This is a genomic window from Paenibacillus sp. 01T47, assembly GCF_056398245.1.
Genome location: NZ_JBFTPA010000019.1, coordinates 1 through 20,801, shown reverse-complemented (window position 1 = coordinate 20,801; position 20,801 = coordinate 1). Strand labels below are relative to the sequence as shown.

Sequence of the window (20,801 nt, the reverse complement as noted above, 5' to 3'; positions counted from 1 at the left end):
ATAGCGTAGCTAAAACATATCACTTTAGCTACGCTCTATTGTATTAATACATATATTCTTCTGTCTCTGTTTGAGCCATTAACTCAGCCTGTTGTAGCACTAAATCAATAGCCATCTTCTCTAGATCTGGTGGATACCCATATTTCTTTAACAACCGTTTAACAGTAATCCTCATCTGAGCTCGGACGTTTTCTCGTAGAGTCCAGTCCACTTTAATGTTATTCCTGATAGCCTGCGTCAGTTCATGTGCAATTTGCTTTAATACTAAATCGCCCATTAGTTCTTTTGCTGCTTCGTTGGAGGCAAGGGCATCATAGAATGCAACTTCTTCCTTAATGAGTCCAAGATCTTCACCGAGTTTAACTGCAGCATTCATTTCCTTTGCCATTTGAATAAGTTCTTCAATAACCTGCGTTGTTTCTATTGTACGGTTGTTATACTTGCGAACCGCTTCTTCGAGCATTTCTGAGAATTTCTTAGACTGAACAATACTAGTACGTGAAACAGACTTCACCTTTCCCTGGAGTAACCTTCTTAGCAGCTCCACTGCAAGGTTCTTCTGCTTCAACCCTCGTACGTGCTCTAAGAATTCATTCGACAATATCGCGATGTTTGGTTTCTGCAAGCCGACTGCTTCGAGAATATCAACGACTTCATCAGACATAATCGACTTAGAGATAAGTTGATTTAGCTCAGCGTCCAGCTCATTCGTCGTTTTCTTTTTGTTCTCCGACGTGATAATTTTGACGATACCCGATTTTATAGCCTTGTAGAAGCTGATTTCTAGGTTAACCAGTTCAGCCGCTTCTGTCGTTGCGCATAGGGCGTAAGCCTTTGTCAATTCCGTTGTCCAATTTACAAAATTACGTTTGCCTTGGTCCCCGAGCCCCAGTACATAGTCCACTGTCTCAACAATCGCCTTCATCCGCTCAGATGCTTTCTCTGATGCGAATTTCGAGAAATCATGTCCATGCAATTGTTCGCGGATGAGTTGCATTCGCTCCAGCATGAAATCAGCCGCTTGATCTGTATCGATACCTGCAGTTTTGCGATCATTTTCCGTGTACTGTTGTAGCGCCGACTTCAACATGTCTGCAATCCCGATATAGTCTACGATCAGACCGCCCGGCTTGTCACGGAATACCCGGTTGACGCGAGCAATCGCCTGCATCAGGTTATGGCCCTTCATCGGCTTATCGATATACATCGTGTTCATACTCGGCACGTCAAACCCGGTTAACCACATATCTCGCACGATGACGATCTCTAACGGGTCGTTCAGATCCTTCATTCGTTTGGCCAGATGCTCCCGACGACGCTTCGTCCCGATATAAGGCTGCCATTCCGCGGGGTCGCTGGAGCTTCCTGTCATGACGATTTTGATTTTACCCTCATTGTCGTCATCACTATGCCAGTCTGGTCGAAGCGCGATAATCTCTTTATACAAATTGATGGCAATTCGCCGCGACATGACAACGATCATCGCTTTACCGTACACGGCTCCTTTACGTTGCTCATAGTGATTGACCATGTCTTTGGCCACTTTTTTAATTCGTTTCTCCGAACCGGCCAACGCTTCGAGCCGAGCCCATCTAGACTTAAGCTTCTCTTGCTGCGAATATTCCTGATACTCCGTGATTTCTTCGTATTCCTCATCAATCACCGGTCGCTCTGTATCTGACAATTCCAATCTCGCAATTCGACTTTCATAGTAAATCTTGACGGTCGTTCCATCTTCCACAGCTCGGGTCATGTCGTAGATATCGATGTAATCGCCGAAGACAGCAGGAGTGTTCTTATCGGTCAACTCAACCGGCGTCCCTGTATAGCCAATATAGGAGGCATTCGGCAAAGCATCACGCATATATTTCGCATAGCCGTACTTAATGTTTGCCACATCGTCTGATGCAACCATCTCTGCCTGGAAACCGTACTGACTGCGGTGTGCTTCATCTGCAATAACAATTACATTCCGACGATCGGTAAGTACCGGGTACTTGGAGTCACCTTCTTCGGGTGAGAACTTATGAACCGTCGTAAAAATAATCCCGCCCGACTCCACCGCCAACAACTGTTGTAAATGTGTGCGATTTTCAGCATGTTGCGGGGTTTGACGGAGCAAGTCTTTCGACTTGCTAAACGTAGAGTACAGCTGATCGTCCAGATCGTTACGATCTGTTACAACCACAATCGTTGGGTTATCGAGTGTCAGCACCAGCTTCCCGGCATAGAAGACCATGGATAAGCTTTTTCCAGAACCTTGCGTGTGCCAGATGACTCCGATTTTTCGATCACCTTCTTCCAACGTCGCTCTTTCCGTACAGGCTATCGCCTTGTTGGTGGCGTGATACTGGTGATAGCCCGCCAGTATTTTGAAGAGATGTTCCCCATCCGTCTGAAACAATACAAAATGCTTGATGAGATCCAGAAAACGGCTCTTCTCGAACATGCCCTTGATCAACACTTCAAGCTGCGGCAGGGAGGAGGAGGCCACGTCTTCGCCGTCTATGGTGCGCCACATCATGAACCGTTCTTCATTAGCCGTCAACGTGCCCACTCTGGCATTTACACCATCACTAATCACCAAGAATGAATTGTACGTAAAAAGTGAAGAGATCGCCTTTTTGTAAGTTTGAACTTGATTGTAAGCATCACTGATTCCCACTTCTTCGTTGGAGGCGCTCTTCAGCTCTAAGACTGCAATCGGAAGACCGTTGACGAAGACCACCACATCTGGACGCTTATCCACCTGATTCTCAATGACCGTAAACTGATTAACGACCAGAAAATCGTTATTGTCCACGCGATCAGGATGCGTATCGAATAACCATACTTTCTCAGTCGGATAATCGCCATTCGCCGCTCGATACTGGACATCGATTCCGTCGGTAATCATTTTCTGAAAAGCTTTATTGTTGATTATCAAGCTCGGGCTGCGAGGCACCTCAATGATGCGAATCGCTTCCTCGATCGCTTCCCTAGGCAACTGCTTGTTAATCCGAATGAGTGATTCGCGAAGACGTTCTTTCAGAATAACGTTCTGATAGAGTTGTCTTTCAGGATACTCACCTTCAGGGGAGATTTCCGGTCCATATGCTTTGTTGTAGTTCAGTTCTTCGAACCATTCCAACGCGGCCTGTTCCAGGTCGTTCTCGGTGTAAGATGTGGTGTACAGGGCCATGGATGCACCTCCTTTGATTAGGTAGTGGGGTATTGTTCTTTGCTTTTTACTGCCATTGGCAGGTCAGTAATCTGTACATATTCTCGCTCTATTGGGACTCGTATCTCGCCGGATATGAGTTTGGGAAGGAGTGAGTCACGTATATGAGCAAGATCTGTGTTATTTCTTTGATTCATTATGATCTTCTCGAAGAAAGAATGATATATATCAGTAAATTTTTCAACAATGTTATTAACAGGCATCAATATATTCATTTGCTTAATAACTTCCCTGCCTAATTCTGTTTGCCCAGTACTGCCTGTTGCAGCATGTTCAAAGTTCTGTTGCATCCTTTTTAACAGACACCCCATATAGCCGAGTCCATTCCTTATATTCGGACGAATTATTGTGACATGTGAATCCACTGTATAGTTAGAAAGTTGCTCATAAACTTGAGTTACTCTTCCCAGCGTCCCCACACCGGTAGAATTAACAAGAATATCACCAAACAGTACCTGCTTTTCATCACTAACTTTAGTATTGTGAGTTCTTGCTAAGGCTTTATTTAGTAAACCATCTCTTATACATTTCTGATTAATAACTCGTTTTTCTGAATTGTCTTCATATTTTGGTGCAATGCCTCGGCTTACGAGTTTTGTACAATCCCCTAGCTTTTCCACTGCCCACTCCTTGGGGATCATTCCCAGCACACTTTCCTCAAACTCACCACCACTGGACTTATACGGCTCTCCGTTTTCATTTGGAAACTCAAAATCCACAAACCAACGTTTGAAAAGAGCGTGAGCCATTTCTTCAAGGTTTTTGTTGATAGCGTTGTTATGTTCAATCTTGTCATCAAGAATTGTAAGTAAATTTGCTATTTCCTGTTGTTCATTTAATTCGGGCAATTCTACATCGAGTGAATAGAAATCACTTCTACTCGTTGAAGGTATCGCAGATCCGGAATCTAAATTATTAATATCTTTGTTACGCAAATTGTAATAGGCCCATTTTAAGTCTAATTGATTTATTTTGGGCTTTAGAAAGTATGCTGTATCAATAACATAAAAGGGTCTCTTGGAATAATGGACACCTCTGTATGCACCTTTTCGACCAACTATTACACCAGGTTGATCAGAAAGATATTTATCCGTATGTCCTATTAAACCATTTGTTCCGAACACCGGATATCCAACTTTATTTTCTTTATAATCCCTAAGTGCTTTTCCATATTCCAGTGTTGAGATGTCTCCCCATTTACACGTTTTCCATTCTAGGTTAGAACTCAAAACCGATCCCCCCAAGCCGCCTCCGAATCTCGTCTTCCAAATGTCGCGATTTGGCGAACTGCTCCGCCAGTTCCGATGTCAGCCGAGCCATCTTGTCCTCAAACGGCTCGCTATCTTCCTCAATATCTTCTATGCCAACATACCGCCCGGGCGTCAAAATGTATTCGTGCTCTTGAACCTCTGCGAGCTTAGCAGCTTTACAAAAACCTTTCGTATCCTCGTATGCCCCAACTTCAGACTGACCACGCCAAGCATGGTATGTATCCGTAATCTTCTTGAGATCCTCCGAGGTTAACTCACGATGCGTACGATCCACCATTTGGCCCATTTTGCGAGCATCGATAAATAAGATCTCTCCGCGGCGGTCACGCTGCACTTTAGGAGCTTTATTCTTAGCCATAAACCAGAGACAGACAGGAATCTGTGTCGAATAGAACAACTGCCCTGGCAATGTAACAATGCAATCCACCAAATCCGCATTAACCAGCTTGCTACGAATCTCGAATTCAGCTGTTGTGCTCGTAGACATCGAACCATTGGCTAATACGAATCCGGCTACGCCACTTGGAGCAAGCTTGTTCACCATATGCTGAATCCAAGCATAGTTGGCATTGCCCGCAGGCGGAATGCCATAAGCCCAACGAGCATCTTCTGTCAGCCTAGTACCGCCCCAATCGCTGATATTGAATGGCGGGTTCGCCAGAATGTAATCCGCCTTCAAGTTCTTGTGAAGATCGTTATGGAACGTATCCGCATGATGCTCGCCCAAGTTGCTATCCAGACCACGGATCGCCAAGTTCATTTTGCACAGCTTCCAAGTTGTTGGGTTAGATTCTTGGCCATATACCGCGATATCACCAAGTTTGCCTTGATGCTCTTCTACGAACTTTTCACTTTGAACGAACATTCCGCCCGAGCCACAACAAGGGTCGTAGACCCTGCCTTTGAAAGGCTCGATCATTTCTACCAGCAACCGGACAACACTGTTCGGCGTGTAGAACTCACCGCCGTTCTTGCCCTCTGCGCTGGCAAATTTACTAAGGAAGTATTCATACACTCGTCCAAGCACATCCTTGGAACGGCTCTCTTCATCGCCGACCTTGAACGAGAATAAGTCAATGACTTCGCCGAGTCTCGTTTTATCCAGAGCAGGTCTGGCATAATCCTTCGGTAATACACCTTTGAGTGAAGGGTTTTCTTTCTCTATGTCGATCATCGCTTGATCTATGATTTGACCAATTTCCGGTTTCTTTGCGTTTTTCTTAATATTGCTCCAACGAGCATCCTTCGGTACCCAGAAGATATTCGCAGCAATATATTCGTCCCGATCTTCTGGATCGGCATATGGTTCTTCTTGTAATACCTTTTGTTTCTCTTCAAAAGCATCAGATACGTATTTAAGAAAGAGCAAACCTAACGCCACATGCTTATATTCCGCAGCATCCATGCTGCCGCGCAGCTTGTCGGCCATGCTCCATAATTTTTCTTCAAACCCTAGACTAGCTGTTGCCATTCCCTCAATATCCTCCTCAGTAAAGATCACTGTATAGTTTGTTCTTAACTTGCTCCCAGCGAACCGTTGCTTCATGGACAGCGTCTTTAAACCGCTCCTTCTCCTCAACATAGCGGTTTATTCGAACTATCTGTTCTTCTTTGGAGAGAAGAGGTATTTCGATTTCCGCTACGTCCGAAGGATTCAAATTCATGACGGTAGTACCGCGTTGGAAACTCTGTATTAGAGTCATTCCAACTGGACTTTCCAGGAATATTTTCGCAAATCCACTTAGGATAGCTGACTTGAACCGTATAACGATTATGTTTGCAGTAGCAATGACCGTACCTTCTGATTCCGGAAATATGGCGAGTTTATTCACCGTGCCACGGCAGGCCATGACGAGATCGCCCGGAAGTATCTCATAGCGCTTGACCTTCCGTTCTTCCTCCTCAATTGTTTCCATCTGTTCTAAATGCACATCGCCGTCTTCTATATTGGATATATTAAGCACCCTAATGTTCCCTACTCTTAAATCCTGCTTGAGGATGGATTTCCCCCGAAAAATATCCGCGATGTCCCGCAGCTTCATCTTAGGAACATGAGCCTGCTGAAAGGAAAGGAGCGTGTCCTGATCTTCATCTAACAACATATCAATTCGCCAATTATTGAGTTGACCGAATGCGTCGGAATGGAACGTGATTTCTCGTTCTGTTACCAGTGACATCTTCTGAAGTTGTAATCGACCTAAAATGACTTCTTCATTTGATGACTTACCAAATTCAATCTGGTATGTTTTGACCGAAGTATAGGGTCGGAATAACCCATCCGGCAACATATGTACGGATTGAACAGGAAACAACTCGTTCGTCTGTTCACGCCATCTCGCGATACTTCCCGATTGAAACATCATCCTCGCGGGAAAAGTGACGCTAACTCTTCCTCCGTCCTGCAAGAGAGGGAGCAGGTAATTAACTGCCACACCTTCAGAGTCTCTAATGAGACTATCGTCGTCTTCATCCATTTTCAAACCAAAGTTTGGAATGGTTAAGATAGCATCGAATGTTTCAGTAATAGGCAATGGATGATAAATAGATCCTTGTATGACTTGTACGTCAGGATACGGTTCGAAATAAGTCTTCAGCAGTTTGGCAATGATGTAGTTTTCAGTGAGCATTGTTAACTTTAATGGTTGCTGGTAACATTTCGATTCCACTAGACCGCGAATGTACTTCTCTGTCTCCGTTATGAGTAGAGAATGGAACTGGTGTCGTTGGCACATAGCTACGAATCGCTCCATAATACTGGAATGAATAATAATTCCTCCTGTAACACGGTCTTGCTGCAATGTCTGTAAAGCATAGTCCAATAAGTCGATATCTTTGCCTGCTTGATACAGTCTATAGAATAATTCCCGATCTCCGGGAAAATGACCGAGCTCTCTCTCACCAATATTATCTTTCATCCACCTGAATAACATCTCCGGATCAAGCACAGATGTGTGTGCTGCTCCTTGTTGCTCTAATATCTTTCTTGTCAACTTGACTCTTATCGCTTCTCGCAGTAATTGATCTCGAGAGCTAATGTCATGCAGCAAGCAAATATTCCAGAACGTTTCAATCAATGTATCACCCTCTAGACATAGGAACTTACACCTAAATAGTACCACAACAAAATTAAGTATTTCAATACTAAAAATAAAGAACCGATCTATTACGGTTCTTTACTTCATTAATTTGCCTGCAAGTCTAGAAACCCACACGCGAATCGTATCACTCTGAAGCGAATCGCGGCGGTCGCCGCTAGCTTCCACCAAAGGCCCCGCAAATGGCTTGGATGTTCCCCCTACTCGTTATGATAGCTTTTAGGGATCGATGTTACTGTTCTACGCAGTAGAGTCAAGCACAGAGAATACTTTCTTTGTGCGGTGGAAGTGCTATGACGTATATCATCAAATTCCAGCCACTCATCAAGATCCATTCCGAATGATCGAAAATAACATCCATATCTGGGATCGGTTCATTGTAGGTAATCTGGAAAAATACACTATATAAAATGCTAATTGTTACGTCCGACTATTTATGGTAACAATCATTTTTTTCAGCATGCGAATCATCTTGTCATACCATTCTGCCTCAGATGGACAAATTGCCCACATGCTGTACATCCCCACTCACCCAGAAACATCCACAGCTTTTGGATTTTTAACCCCTACCGAACGATTACTTAAATTGTTTTAATACTGTTTTGGCTAATCTCAACGTATTTAAACATAAGTTACCTACGCCCCAATCATGATCTGCGAAGAAGTAAAACCTCCATCTATCAACCATTTGAGCTACTCCATCAGGTGTAAGCTCTCCAATCAATGATTTGCCTTCATAATGGTACTCATACCACGAATCATTATTAATATTTAGAGCTGCATATATTTCACCTAAATTTGTTTCAAGCTCAGTAAGTACATCTCTACACGAATTATATTTTTCATCGAGCAATGTTTTCTCATCAAAAATATCGCCACGAAAATCCTCCTCTTCCGAGTCGCTGTCTGTATCAATTTTGGGCAAATCAAGGGCAGCTGCATATATTGTCGATATTATTTTGGCTAACTCTCTAATGGCTTCTTCTACATCCGTACTTCTAACATTTTCCAATAACTTATTGTACTCCCTCACCAAAAACTGGAACTTTTTGACTGTGGGATTAAGGATTCGCTTGCCGTCTTGGTTAATATACACCACCCCATAACGATCCATTGGTGAGTAGTTTTCGAGATCTTCGCCATTTTCCCATAGTTCGATTATTTCTTCAGCCTCTTGCACTTGATCACCCGGTACTACAAGGTCGGTGTAATAGGTTAATGAACCATCAAGTGTTTCGTAATCGTATCTTTGGATTCTCCATCTGATATGTGGTGCAATTCTTTTTAGTTCTTCAACAATTTCATCAAGCTCCTGATTACTTGACGAATTCAACGATACGGAAAACCAGTCCATACTGCAGGCTCCCTCCCAAGAATATTACATTCCCAAAATTATACTTGATCACCCTCTATTTTAAAATGAAGTCAGAGGAACGTAGAGAGTGTGGAGAGTAGGGCTTGCAGCGCTTCTGCATGAGGCATCGCAGCACTACGGGCACTGTGTAGAAGTCTCCCAAGAGTTGTGCAAAATGTTCCCTTTCAAGCCCGAACGGCTATCACCACCGTATTTTCGCCTGTTCGCTTCCCCATCAATCTCAATATGTACAGTTCAATAATAGTGTAGAATCAAAATGTTAAATAGGACTTTTTTCTTAATATAAAAACCTTTAAAAAAATGGCTCCAGGAGCTGACTTTCGGCTTCCGGAGCGTATTTTTTTTAACTTAACAGATTGTTCAATTTGTTGATTTAATTTTTACGGTGTTGCCATCTATGACAGCTAATACTCCACCTAAACAGAAAAAGAGGTCTCGAGATGCTCAGAATCATGGCAAAATTCTAGTGGGGGTACCTACTGGTAGCCCCTTTTCTTCATGCAGATTCCACAGAACTTATACGGCAGCCTCTTGGATTCCATCTCGTCGATCAGATCCTGAATGTCCGTTGAGCATATCTTTGGATGTTGGTCTGTAATGTGTCGATCCCTGTTCTCCATCCGGGACTGGTCTAGCGTTGAACATCCGCCAGCATCATGAATAACGTTTTTGGTTGAAGAGGCATTGGTGCTCCAGGTATTGATATTCAGCACAAATCCTGAAGGATTTGTCTTGCGCCATTCTAAGTAATCGACTGCTTCGCTTTCCTTCGCGAACTCTCTCATACTACCCATCCATCCCCACAAGTGCATTACAGTTAGCCCCTCAATGAAACCAGTAACGGTATGATAACTCTCCCGAACTATTCCTGTGGATTCATCTTCTATCCCCTTACTTTCGTGCTATCATATCTATCAAGGTTCACCTTTCTTAGATCAAACCAGCTATATGAATTCTGTGATGATTGGGTTATTGCAAAGACCAAAGACTTCATACTTTGTATAAACAATGGTGTTTCTGTACTGCCTTAACCCTAACTTCCCAATCAAGATATCCCTGTTTACGTAAATTGTCGAGTTATTATTTTCCATGACAGTGATCACTCCTCCTGCTTAAGCATCCATGATCATTTCTGCAATTCTGGATTCGGAAAATTCCCACTCATCAGGAATCTTATCTATGGTTCCAGCGCCGAATGCCCTATCACTCCATTGTTTATACTCATATAGAATGGTCTCGCCTCTACCATTTGCGCTCTTCTTTAGATGCTCGGCAATATTCAGAGGAGTAGCAAGAAACACTCTTGGCATCTTGTCTATTGGCACATTCTTGAACTGAACGAGACATACTATCGTGCGTGGCTTATGTTTTTTGCACCAGGCGTCCGCCGCTGCGTAGTAGTTTGCATCAGACATATACGATTGAGTTAGCCCCCAACCGCCATCTTGACTACCTTTAACTGATACCTTGAGCATCTTATCACCTTTAGCTATCATCAAATCGTATTCAGGTTGATTTGCGCCATATTGTACAGAAACGTCATATCCTGCTCTTGCAAACAACGCCGCTGTTATCGCTTCCGCTGCTACACTAACTTGCCACTGATTCATCCCAATAACTGTTTCAATCTTGCCTATGTAGAGCGGTATATCCTTAGGAACAAACTCTCCTCCTGGAATATAGAGTGGTCCGATAAGTTGTCTTGTATTAATAGGATTTCCAGTTAGCTTCATAACGAATGACTGGAATGACTCTTCATTTTGCTTTGCCTTCTTGGAGGATTTTCCGAATGGAACAAACTCATGGATGATAAATATAGCTTGTGCTGCTTTCTGATTCTTAGCCTCTATCAGCGTTCCTGCAACCGCGTGGATAAGCTGATACCTTAGTGATCCGACATCCTTTGTTCCGAATATCGCTTTAGAGAGTTGCTTGATGCGATCAAGAATTTTAGAACGCGGGTTGGCTTTTACGCTTCTAGCAACATAATCATTCACAATATCTCCAAATGATTCATCTACTTTTGCTTCCACCGAGATTACCGTTTTCTTCCCGTTCACATCACCTACGATAATCATATCGTGATTGCGGCCGGTACCTCTGAACTCATCCAGCTTCGTTTCATACTCTGGTACAGCCCATTCAGGTTGAAAGCTCAGGGTGTCAGGCAATGACAATAACAGATCAGATAGATCGGAGGGCATTTTCGGCCCATTATTGGTCATCCAAGCTTTTGCAAGTTCCTTAGCGCTTCGTCCATCTTTCCAGTGATTCTCACCTTTGGCTGGGGGAGCATATTGAAGCCACTCATTAAGTGAATGAATGGTCTGTCTGGCCTGATTTGTAATAATCATGCTTTACACTCCGTTCTGTATTCGAGCCCGTTCCAATCATTGTTAAGTATTGCTTTGACAACTTTATGTCAGCGAACCCTCGTTCGGCAATTAGTTAATAGAAGCCTGAAAACCACCAAAATTTTCAACCTTGTAAATGATACTTGACTCTCCATGGACGATACGCTTACCACGACATTAATTTTGATCCCGAAGTATTTAACAATCATGTGTTATCCACCGCCGACTAATCCATCTTTAGTCCTAATATTCAACAAGGAGCGTTATAACCCTGCTTTTGGGCAAAAGAATAGCGCCGAGTGGGCGCCAATAAATAATACTAGGATTCAAGAATTAAGCTTATGTTACTGTGACTATTAATTACATTTCCAAATAATCCATTTTCCATTAAACTAATCCTACTTATTAAATTCAATTTTCATTAAGAAAATAATACTTACTTGCGAATGCGGTGCAAATAAAACTGCTGCCTTGAGCAATATCAGTTCCAGTGAACCACAATTCGGGCAATCTATCCTTTCATGTGCAACATCTCGCCGCAAGCTTTACATTCTTTATAACTTGCATCCCGCTCTGTGCTCAACCTTTCCACGTCACAGCCGTTAACCGACTTTACGATCTATTTAAGAAAAGATCATTAAACTGTTCACGAAATTCTTTTGCATGATGAGACGGATGGAATAAGTGACCTTCTGTCTTTACCTGAAGCCTCTTGCAAGCGGCTTCGGCCTTCCTTCCTACCGTGATAATCATTACGTCCGGGAAGAGTTCAAGCACCGATTGAAGCACTTCCAAGCCCCACTGAAGTTCGGCTACCGAAGGCGTCCTGTTACCTCCGTCTTTACCCCGTGGATGAAGCGGAAACGCATTCCACATAATAGGCGGCTTAGACAACCGGCTTACTTCCCCCCAGACGACTGTTGCTGAAGCTTCGCCTTTTTTTCCTTCCACGACAAAACGTGTCCCCCGAAAATGTCGATCAAGATGCCCTTCATGAATGAGTTTCTCCGACGTAAAGGGTATGCCTGTTTTGACACAGCCGTGGATCCCGGGAGCCTCCCCGATAAACATCCATTCCGGCTTAAGCCAGAACAGTGCATTGAAATATTTGATCAGATTCAACTGCTTCATGTCCGAATCGGCATAGAAATTGCCGGCATTAAGGAAGTCCCTATTTATGGCCAAGCGTTTAACCAGTGTGCGAGCCTTCTGGTCAAATACTTCTTCCTCATCCACCTCGGGGTAAAACGATGCATCTCCATCCTCAGAGTAACCTTCACCTTTAAATATTTTCCGTTGCACGGTAGGAATTACTTTGATTACTTTGCGCTCAAGCATCTATTATCGCCCCTCTCTTGAAACCATTATAGCGCACCAATTTCTGGTGAGCGATTGCCAAATTAGACCGTTTTTCCTATCCATTGCTTAGGAAATTCTTAGAACGTTTATAGGTCAATCTCTCGATTTCTTACAATTCCTCATTTGACAGACGGCTCCATCGACATTAGAATATCCTGCAGCGTGAAGGTAAAAAGTCGCCCGCCTGCTACAACTGTGGTGAGTGCATTGCTCGCTTCCTCCCTCTCCACGCTCGTACGATGTGCAGGTATTTTATTACCCCATTCAGAATTGCGTAAAGATAGGAAGGTGCGTTCAAATCACTAATCCCTCTCCTGGGCCTTATAGTGGCATTCTTCTCAATCATTTACAAGATGGCACTTTATAGAAGCTTCGCTGGTCTTTATTTTAGGATGTAGATCCAATTTAACAGATTGTAAATTTGGTTAATTTCGGTGTTTCCGATTTAGCTATACATCACCTGAACAAAAAAAGGTCCTGTGGATGCTTTCCCACGGAACCTTTTTAACGATACTTTTGGAATCCTAATTATTTGATACCTTACATGTGGCTCTTTATGTTTATGTATTGAGTGAAATCTTACATTTACCGCACTTCTTGAATTGGTATAGCCGATAATTTAACATTGACCATGATTCGGCTTCTTCGATGCTTGCAAAATCGTACCACCCACCATCATCTTTCATTTTTCGAATTCCCTTTAGCGGTGTATCTTCATGGAGTATAAGGCCACAGCTGGCTTTATGAACTGTACATAGTCTATCCGGAATATCTACGTTTATCCAAACCATTTTTTTCTCCCTTCGTTTATAAAGCCACCTTTCAAGATGAAAGATTAATCCCACACTCCCACAACTTCAAACGTCATTTCCAATTGATCACAATCCGGGCAGCGGCATTTAGAGCGATATATGTCAAAGATTTGTTCACCCTGTGTTGCTTGCCATGTTTTTGAATCATCTATGTAAAAGGTCAATCTTTTTCGGCAGCCAGGACAGCGTGGACGTTTACTATTGTAGTTAGTTGCATGAAATCTAAAGCAATATAAGCAAATAGCCGGCTCTGGATTCCATTTATCTTCTATATAATTCATTCCTGATCCCACAAAAAGAGAATCCGTGATAAATCCACACGGACAATTTGCTTGAACAATAGCTCCCATGGCACCATTCGCCTCTTTCGGTTCCTTAATACTCCGGATTATATGCATCCCAATTTTAAGATCAGAGGAACATGATCACTTGGGGCATCATACCTCCATTCATCATACGTGCCGACGTCAACCGTCTCCAGTCTAGCCATCCAATCAACGGGTATAAACGCGTAATCAATGTGAAATGGCATGTTACGATTATAACGGAAGTAATGAGTTGGCCGTGTCTCTTGTCCTTGCTCTTCGCCATAAAACCAATGATAAGCACTTTCTATCCCGTACTTTCTTAACATTTCAACAACTTCTGAATGATTCATCCACCTTTTTTTATCCCAAATGACATTACTATTAAGATCACCAATGATTAGACACGTTTCTTTTTGGAGTAACGACTCGTATTGTTGCAATGCCATGAAAAGTTGAGCTATATAACTCAGTTTCTGATTCTTAAGTTTTTTTGTCCAAACGGCAATTAGAGTAAAGTTCACTGCTCTATCATTAGTGACCCTAATTGGTACAACCCACTTAAATCGTTCGTCATAAGCCGGATGCACCGATAGTTCATAGTGGCCAGTGGAAAATACTCCTAATCCTTTGGTCGGAGAATCCCCAAACCATACCGCTCGAGGGAACATCCCCTTACATGATTCACCCAACTTCTCCAATGACTCACATTCGGGGATAATAGCGAGATCAGGCTTAATGGATTCAAGAAGTAAATGTTTTTTATTAAATGCTTGAGCACAATTCCATGTAACGATGGTCATACGTTCTTTCGTCATAGATTCACCGTTAAATAAACGTCATCCATTTCCTCTTGCGTAATTCCAATATAACGGAGGGTCGTGGCTGGGCTATGATGGTTCAAGATTTTCTGCAGCAGCGTGATGTCCGTTCCACTTTTATTAGCGTGATAGGCAAAGATCTTTCGGATGGTGATCCGGTCTTTTACCTTTCCTCTCTCATCCAACACATCAGCAATGATCAGTTTCAGCAAATCGCTTACACGAAGCCCTCTATTGATGCCTAAAACGAACAGGCAATGGTCTCTTATGTTTTGACTCTTCAGGATCATTTTCATGGTTTCTATCTTTTTCTGATCTCGAATCGACTGAACAAACTCTATGACGGCCTCCCTGCTATTTATCATACTTATCTATTAAATTTTAATATTTATGTATCATTATATCAGTGATTCACTGAGTGAAGTAGATTTCAAAGTCTAGATAAATCCAATAACCGCGCGGGTTGGTAACATTTACCGAATGATACAAAACTGACTTATGTATCATTCATAATTAATCAGACGTGAATGTTATTATCCTGATAGAATAGAAGGAAATCCCTCGAAAAGATGCATTGTTGAAGAAACAAGCTATCTTCAAATAAAAAAGGAAGAGGCAAATGGATTACTCCTCTGCCCCTCCTGTTTCTCAATCCCCCCGATGTAGCCTTAACTGTCGCCGCTCACTCCGCAGGCACCGTATTAGGAAACATAATTCACAAAAATTTCGCCCTATTTATGATACGGTTACCGCGCTGTCTGTAACGGCAAGTAAAAAAAAGAGCAGCTCACCAATGTGAACTGCTCAAAGTTAAACTAAACTATATCTTCAGTTGGGTTGGGTATATCTTCGAGTATTTCATTCCTATCGGAAAACTTTAGGAAGAAAAATAGTGTTGAATCAATTACCCTTAGTGTTCTATTAGTTCGGTCGTAATCAAATAGTGGTGGGACAATTGACTTTTTACTCTGTAAATCACCTAGCCCATGCAACAAATTGGTCATGTCATTTGTTCTAACATCCCCCGGGCGATAGTGAGCATCTTTAATCTTCCTATGGAGATCTGCTCTTGGTAACCCCTGTTTTAAATCATCAATCTCTGATTCCACGATTACTTTTACAATATAATAAGGGAGGAACAGTCCTCTCTCATAAAGTCTACTGGCATCAGCTATGCTCTCTAACCCTCTAAGGTGCCTTGAACTGTAATCTTCTACCTTCGTATGTATTGCTTTTTCTAGTAATTGTAAATCACCAAAATTTTGCCTTATAGCTTTAGTATTACTGATTTCAGAGACTACACAAAACTGTTTGCATAATTCTTGAACAATTCCTATGTTTCCAAATGAATTCTCTTTTATTCGAATTGTTACGTCACCAGAAAACTGAATGTTAAGTAGTTCCGTGCCCTTTTTAATCACTCGATCAAAGTCCCTTTCTTCCCAAGGCTCAATTGGAATCTCAACAATTCTGTCTACAAGGTCCCCATTAAATTGATTTAAGCGATTTCTCTCTCTCCAAATACCTAGAATAATGAACCTAATTCCAATCTCCTGGAATGATCTCAGATCAAAAGCAAGCTTCTTCTGCACCTCATCAGTTAAGTAGTGAAAGTTTTCAAGAATTACGAACTTTTTAAAATAAGCTGTATTTATTACTTCTCCAATATCCTGTGCTAATTCAAGATTAATTTCTATCGCTTTGTAATTAACTGTCTTCTCCGTTGTTTCACCAGACTTCCCACCGGCTTCGACTTGAGCCTCCCCGAATAATGGAACCATGGCTTTAACGCGTAATTTCGCATTTATTTCACCATTTGCGCTGGTTTTTTCTGTGGAAGAGGACTCCAATTGTATTCCTAATTGCCTTAATATAGACGAGTATATATCTGACGTATCATGTAGAGGTCCACATTGGATTAGTACTTCATCTTTTTCCTCTAGATGCTTCTGACGCAATGCTGACTTTCCTTGTTTAGAGGATCCGTGTACAATTATGTGCTTATCCGTTTGCAGCGCTTCTTTAAACTTTCCATCAACTTGATCCCTCTCCATATAACTTAGTACCATTTCCTTACTCACACCAAACACCTGGACTAATTCGACCATTTAATCACGACCATTTCACTTTAAATTTACTTATCTTAAAAATACGACAAATTCCATTCTTTTCCTTCTTTTGAAGTTCCTTTTTTAAAAAAATTTCATTACTCACCACTTACTTCCAAAAAAATCTACCTTAAGAAATAACCTAGGCACCTCTTTAGCAAGGGCCTTCCAATTATTTAAGGAGTCGTTTACATGCAAACCAATAAGTACTGGCAATTCGATCATACTAATTAAACTCTAATTCCTACGAGAATTTACTCATGAGACGATTTTCCCTTAGGGATTAGTCAAACATTACAACAAAAAATGCAAAGTCTAAATACACAAGCATATATCATAAGGAACACATGCAAACTATCACAAACCGTCAGGACATCGATGAAATTCGCCTGGCCGCAACCATCCCCGCACCTCTAGTCGACCACGTTGACTGGTACTTTCGGCAACTGGAAGCCGAGTTGACAGAGGACGAGGGGGGCACATTTTGCCTTGACAAGTATGGTGCAATTATTTTACTAGAGTTAGGTGACGACATACTCCACATGTACTTTGACGGACTGAAAGACGACTACTGAGATCTTCTCCAACGTATGATCGAGTACGTCGAACCACTTGACCTTGGCATTGTGCAAGCATTAAAAATCATGGTACTCGAAGCAAMAAAACAACGACTTTTTCAGTGCTCTCCCCTTAGAAACACATCTTTTGTAACGGGAAAAAAGGTATAACCCTTGATGAATTCGGGGAAGTGACGCTTACCTAATGCCCCAAGATATTTTTATTTTTCCTTATAATACGATCACAATGCTTAAAAACAATGGTTCGAAACCAATTGGGGAAAGTAGCGTTGTCCGATAGCTGATTCAATTTAAAGAATGCATCAATAAACGCCTCTTGTGCCAATTGTATGTCCCCGAGAATAAATAAAGCATAGCCCACAGCCATATCCTGAAATCGTGAAACGATCACACTGTTTGCTAGTACAGAGTCCCAATATCAAACCTAAAGCCAAAATGTTCAATTTAACTATACAATTTATTCAAAACGTTAAATATATGTCTTTTCTTTGCCTCAAAAAACAGCAAAAATATAGCTCCGGTAACCATTTTTCGACTGCCGGTGCAAATTCTTTCGATTTAACAGATTGGTCATTTTGTATACCGGCAATCGCGCAGTGCGCGACCATCCACGCCATTTTTTGAAGGGATTCTGCAGCTATCTGCATGTGGATAGTTATCCCGGCTTCCACAAGTCAAGCTAGCTGGATGCTGGGCGCATACGCGCCGAAAATGCGATGAGGCGCTAAAAGTACAGAATTAATTGGCCTCGTAACTTTTAAGAAACAACAATTTCGCTTTTTCAAATTGCTCATCGTTCATGATAGTAATCTCAAGGTCACCAGTCCCATAATGCCCAATTTTTCTCACATCCCTTGTAAACCCTGGCTCAATTACGAGGGAATCAGGATTTACCTTCACGTAAACAGTAATCCTTCCTATTTGCGGATGTATTTCAACACATGCAAAATTCTTTATTCTTCGAAACGCGATATAATGCTTTAATGTTTTCTCCTGCACGTCATCTCCTAGAGCCATTAGAAAGGCCCGTAACAACTCATAGCGATCCTTGAGGGTAGTATCCGATTGGTTGAGGTATTCTGTGACAGTTTTCTCTTGAGACTTATTAGTGGCTGCTGCTTGTCTGACAGGGTCTGACTCAATATTATGAGCAGATGTCGCATTCACAAGATCTAATAAAAGCAATTCATGACCAAACTGTTTGTAGCTGTATAACTCAATGTTTCGGTTAATTTGTTGTACGGCATGTCCATCATACTTGGTGAAACCTCCAGCAATACAAAGTAGACGCGGAGTTGACCAATCGATAAGCTCTGCTACATCACTACCGTATTTCTTCATAACAAGGAGTGTAAACTCCGCTTTATGGTCGAGCAACCAATCTAGATAATATAACCCTTGGTTGATGACATTTTCGTTAATTGACCTTTTGTATTCGATGATTACAGGGGCATTATTTTCATCTAAGCCCAGGGTATCGATTCGCCCACCATGCGTTTTACCAGTCGAATATTCAGTAGCCAGAAAACGAATTCCCAGCATTACTTCAAGATGTTTCTCAATAATCGTTTGAAGAGACTTTTCAACCGCAACCGATTTTCCCTCTAGTTCTGTAACACTTCCTTCATACAGCTTAAAGAGCTTAATATCTCCCAAAAACTCCACCTCTATCTATTAAAGCTATTTTCTTAGTAGTTTCAACGATCTGCTCCACGCTCGAAGATCAGAGTTGGAGTTCGAATTGGATGGTGATCATTCTAAGTCAGTTTCCTACGATGTTGGTTCGATCATTAATTCGCGTTTCGATCAGCACTAGACTGTTCTTCTCCCTTCGACCAGCGGAAAACGCTGCTTCACCTCAACGGTCGGAAAGAACAAGAAGATCGTCAAGATTGAAATGATTTTCGACGAAATGACAGAATACCATTTTAAGAGCAGCCCCTTCTACCGCGACATCGGTTGAAGGGGCTTTTCCTTTGTAAGGGGAAGCTCCAAAGCTCAAGAATATGCTATTAGTAGTCATATTAAGCATTAATAATTAGTCAATAAAACCCTTGCTTTTGACTTAACCTCTTTACTTACACTAGCGTGGTTGGATTCAATGGCCGCTTTAAGCATGTCCTTCTCCCACTTATTCGAGAAGATTGATACAGTGTAATTAATTCTTGTGTACTGACCAGTAATTGACGTCGCTTTTGGATTTGTTTCAAGCAACTTCTGCGCAAGCCTCTTCTTATCCCCCTTAAGTCCCGAAGATTGCTGTTCATAGTATTGTCGATAGTCCTCGTAATACTCCACAAAATTTGATAGTCCCACAGATGCCTTCGCACGTTCAAAAGTAATCACAAACAATCATCCTCTCAACCCGTTTACAATAACATTACCACAAAAAAGTACAGCAAATTAAGCATTCCCACAGCTAAACATGATGTTTAAGCGTGAGCAGTTATTCAAGGCTAGAAGCACTTGTGTGGTATAATTATACAAAAAAATCATGGGTGTGGGTTCAAAATGACAAATAAAGATCGAGTTCTCTGCATTATCGAAATGATTTATTATAGAGGTTTTCTTCGTGTCCATCTAATCGGGGCAAGGTCAAACTTTCTTAGGACTTGTTGTGTTTTTTCATCATTTTCCTAGATATGTGACCACTGTATGACCAAAGTGACCATTTGAAAAAAAATATCCCCGACCTATAGTTAGGAGGTGGTACTTTATATGAACCAGCAGAGTATACCGTCATTCCTATCAACATCCGATATTTCAGGCACTCACCGTTTTCTATAAACTTCCGGAATTCGAATCCCAACTTTCACCCTTTCACTCCAATGTCTGGTTTACTTAATTACTGCTCCAGTACCTAGCCAAAACCGATTCTAGGCTGCAGCTGCCGCTTGCAACATATCAAGCGACAGCTGCAGGCAGCAACGAACGTTTAAAACCTTCCCATATGCCTGCCTATAGATAATATTTTATTTTTAGTTCAGCCCCTTTTCCTTTTGGTGGAGCTGACAGCTCTTGATCAGAGGGCTTCATCTTTTGCTTCATAACGGAACAACATGTTGGCATACGATGATTTGGAGAAGGATACCCTCCAACTCGAGAATGTAGTTCGCCGGAATTTACCACCACATATTTCTTTCCGTTTTCACGCGCATTAGTCAATATAGATTCTAAAACTTCCCTAAAGGTTTCTACTGTAGGTATCATTTTTTACAACCTCACTTTTTTTGTTGAGTATAGTACAGCACATATCTTGTAAATCAAGTGGAGTGAGCATGTGTTGTGAGTTGTGTTGTGATTCAACATATTACAAAATATGCCGACAAAAACGTAATAAGGGCTGCCGGTCGTGTGAACTGCACCCCGTCAAGTAGACATTACAAATAATAAAACCTGTTAAACGGCCTTAGTCCTAAACTCCATTGGACTGAGGCCGTTTAGTTTCGCCTGTAATCGTTCGTAATTGTAAAAGTGAATGTAGGCTTCAATGTCCCGTTCAA

Annotated in this window: 16 protein-coding genes and 1 pseudogene; 1 reads left to right on the top strand and 16 read right to left on the bottom strand. The window is 41.9% G+C overall.

Annotated features, from left to right (window positions below):
• Positions 1–43: 43 nt before the first annotated feature.
• From AC1DOV_RS27455 to AC1DOV_RS27400, 12 genes are all read right to left on the bottom strand, one after another.
• Positions 44–3,181 (bottom strand): type I restriction endonuclease subunit R, encoded by a 3,138-nt coding sequence (locus AC1DOV_RS27455; protein WP_477551515.1) that lies wholly within the window; start codon positions 3,179–3,181, stop codon positions 44–46.
• Positions 3,182–3,198: 17 nt separating this feature from the next.
• Positions 3,199–4,449: a restriction endonuclease subunit S gene (locus AC1DOV_RS27450; RefSeq protein ID WP_477551514.1), complete on the bottom strand. Its 1,251-nt coding sequence runs from the start codon at positions 4,447–4,449 to the stop codon at positions 3,199–3,201.
• The gene (locus AC1DOV_RS27445) at positions 4,439–5,962 is read right to left on the bottom strand and encodes a class I SAM-dependent DNA methyltransferase (RefSeq protein WP_477551513.1); all 1,524 of its coding nucleotides are present in this window, start codon (positions 5,960–5,962) and stop codon (positions 4,439–4,441) included. Before AC1DOV_RS27445 ends, AC1DOV_RS27450 begins: the two co-directional genes overlap by 11 nt.
• A 16-nt stretch (positions 5,963–5,978) precedes the next feature.
• Complete coding sequence (locus AC1DOV_RS27440) at positions 5,979–7,565, bottom strand: restriction endonuclease subunit S (RefSeq protein ID WP_477551512.1); 1,587 nt, start codon at positions 7,563–7,565, stop codon at positions 5,979–5,981.
• A gap of 598 nt (positions 7,566–8,163) precedes the next feature.
• Positions 8,164–8,940, bottom strand: a complete 777-nt coding sequence (locus AC1DOV_RS27435; RefSeq protein WP_477551511.1) for a hypothetical protein — start codon at positions 8,938–8,940, stop codon at positions 8,164–8,166.
• A 497-nt stretch (positions 8,941–9,437) separates the two neighbouring features.
• The gene (locus AC1DOV_RS27430) at positions 9,438–9,746 is read right to left on the bottom strand and encodes a hypothetical protein (protein ID WP_477551510.1); all 309 of its coding nucleotides are present in this window, start codon (positions 9,744–9,746) and stop codon (positions 9,438–9,440) included.
• A gap of 327 nt (positions 9,747–10,073) precedes the next feature.
• Positions 10,074–11,315, bottom strand: a complete 1,242-nt coding sequence (locus AC1DOV_RS27425) for a DUF6946 family protein (RefSeq protein ID WP_477551509.1) — start codon at positions 11,313–11,315, stop codon at positions 10,074–10,076.
• Positions 11,316–11,927: 612 nt separating this feature from the next.
• Positions 11,928–12,653: a uracil-DNA glycosylase gene (locus AC1DOV_RS27420; protein ID WP_477551508.1), complete on the bottom strand. Its 726-nt coding sequence runs from the start codon at positions 12,651–12,653 to the stop codon at positions 11,928–11,930.
• An 856-nt stretch (positions 12,654–13,509) separates the two neighbouring features.
• Positions 13,510–13,836, bottom strand: coding sequence for a hypothetical protein (locus AC1DOV_RS27415; RefSeq protein WP_477551507.1), 327 nt, complete (start codon positions 13,834–13,836; stop codon positions 13,510–13,512).
• 38 nt (positions 13,837–13,874) lie between these two features.
• The gene (locus AC1DOV_RS27410; protein ID WP_477551506.1) at positions 13,875–14,609 is read right to left on the bottom strand and encodes an exonuclease/endonuclease/phosphatase family protein; all 735 of its coding nucleotides are present in this window, start codon (positions 14,607–14,609) and stop codon (positions 13,875–13,877) included.
• Positions 14,606–14,908, bottom strand: a complete 303-nt coding sequence (locus AC1DOV_RS27405; protein ID WP_477551505.1) for a site-specific integrase — start codon at positions 14,906–14,908, stop codon at positions 14,606–14,608. Before AC1DOV_RS27405 ends, AC1DOV_RS27410 begins: the two co-directional genes overlap by 4 nt.
• Before the next feature lie 519 nt (positions 14,909–15,427).
• The gene (locus AC1DOV_RS27400) at positions 15,428–16,693 is read right to left on the bottom strand and encodes a hypothetical protein (protein ID WP_477551504.1); all 1,266 of its coding nucleotides are present in this window, start codon (positions 16,691–16,693) and stop codon (positions 15,428–15,430) included.
• Between the two features lie 1,302 nt (positions 16,694–17,995).
• Here AC1DOV_RS27400 and AC1DOV_RS27395 point away from each other — a divergent pair.
• Positions 17,996–18,040: pseudogene (locus AC1DOV_RS27395) on the top strand (hypothetical protein); the annotation flags it as partial.
• On the opposite strand, the gene AC1DOV_RS27390 reads toward AC1DOV_RS27395, so the two are convergent.
• The 4 genes from AC1DOV_RS27390 to AC1DOV_RS27375 all read right to left on the bottom strand — a co-directional run bounded on the left by AC1DOV_RS27390 (position 18,037) and on the right by AC1DOV_RS27375 (position 20,790).
• Entirely contained in the window at positions 18,037–18,954 is a 918-nt protein-coding gene (locus AC1DOV_RS27390; RefSeq protein ID WP_477551503.1) for a DUF5655 domain-containing protein, read from the bottom strand. The pseudogene AC1DOV_RS27395 and the gene AC1DOV_RS27390 sit on opposite strands and share 4 nt — an antisense overlap.
• A 375-nt stretch (positions 18,955–19,329) precedes the next feature.
• Positions 19,330–19,644, bottom strand: coding sequence for a hypothetical protein (locus AC1DOV_RS27385; RefSeq protein WP_477551502.1), 315 nt, complete (start codon positions 19,642–19,644; stop codon positions 19,330–19,332).
• 612 nt (positions 19,645–20,256) lie between these two features.
• Entirely contained in the window at positions 20,257–20,508 is a 252-nt protein-coding gene (locus tag AC1DOV_RS27380) for a hypothetical protein (RefSeq protein WP_477551501.1), read from the bottom strand.
• Between the two features lie 189 nt (positions 20,509–20,697).
• Complete coding sequence (locus AC1DOV_RS27375; protein ID WP_477510785.1) at positions 20,698–20,790, bottom strand: IS3 family transposase; 93 nt, start codon at positions 20,788–20,790, stop codon at positions 20,698–20,700.
• Positions 20,791–20,801 lie beyond the last annotated feature (11 nt).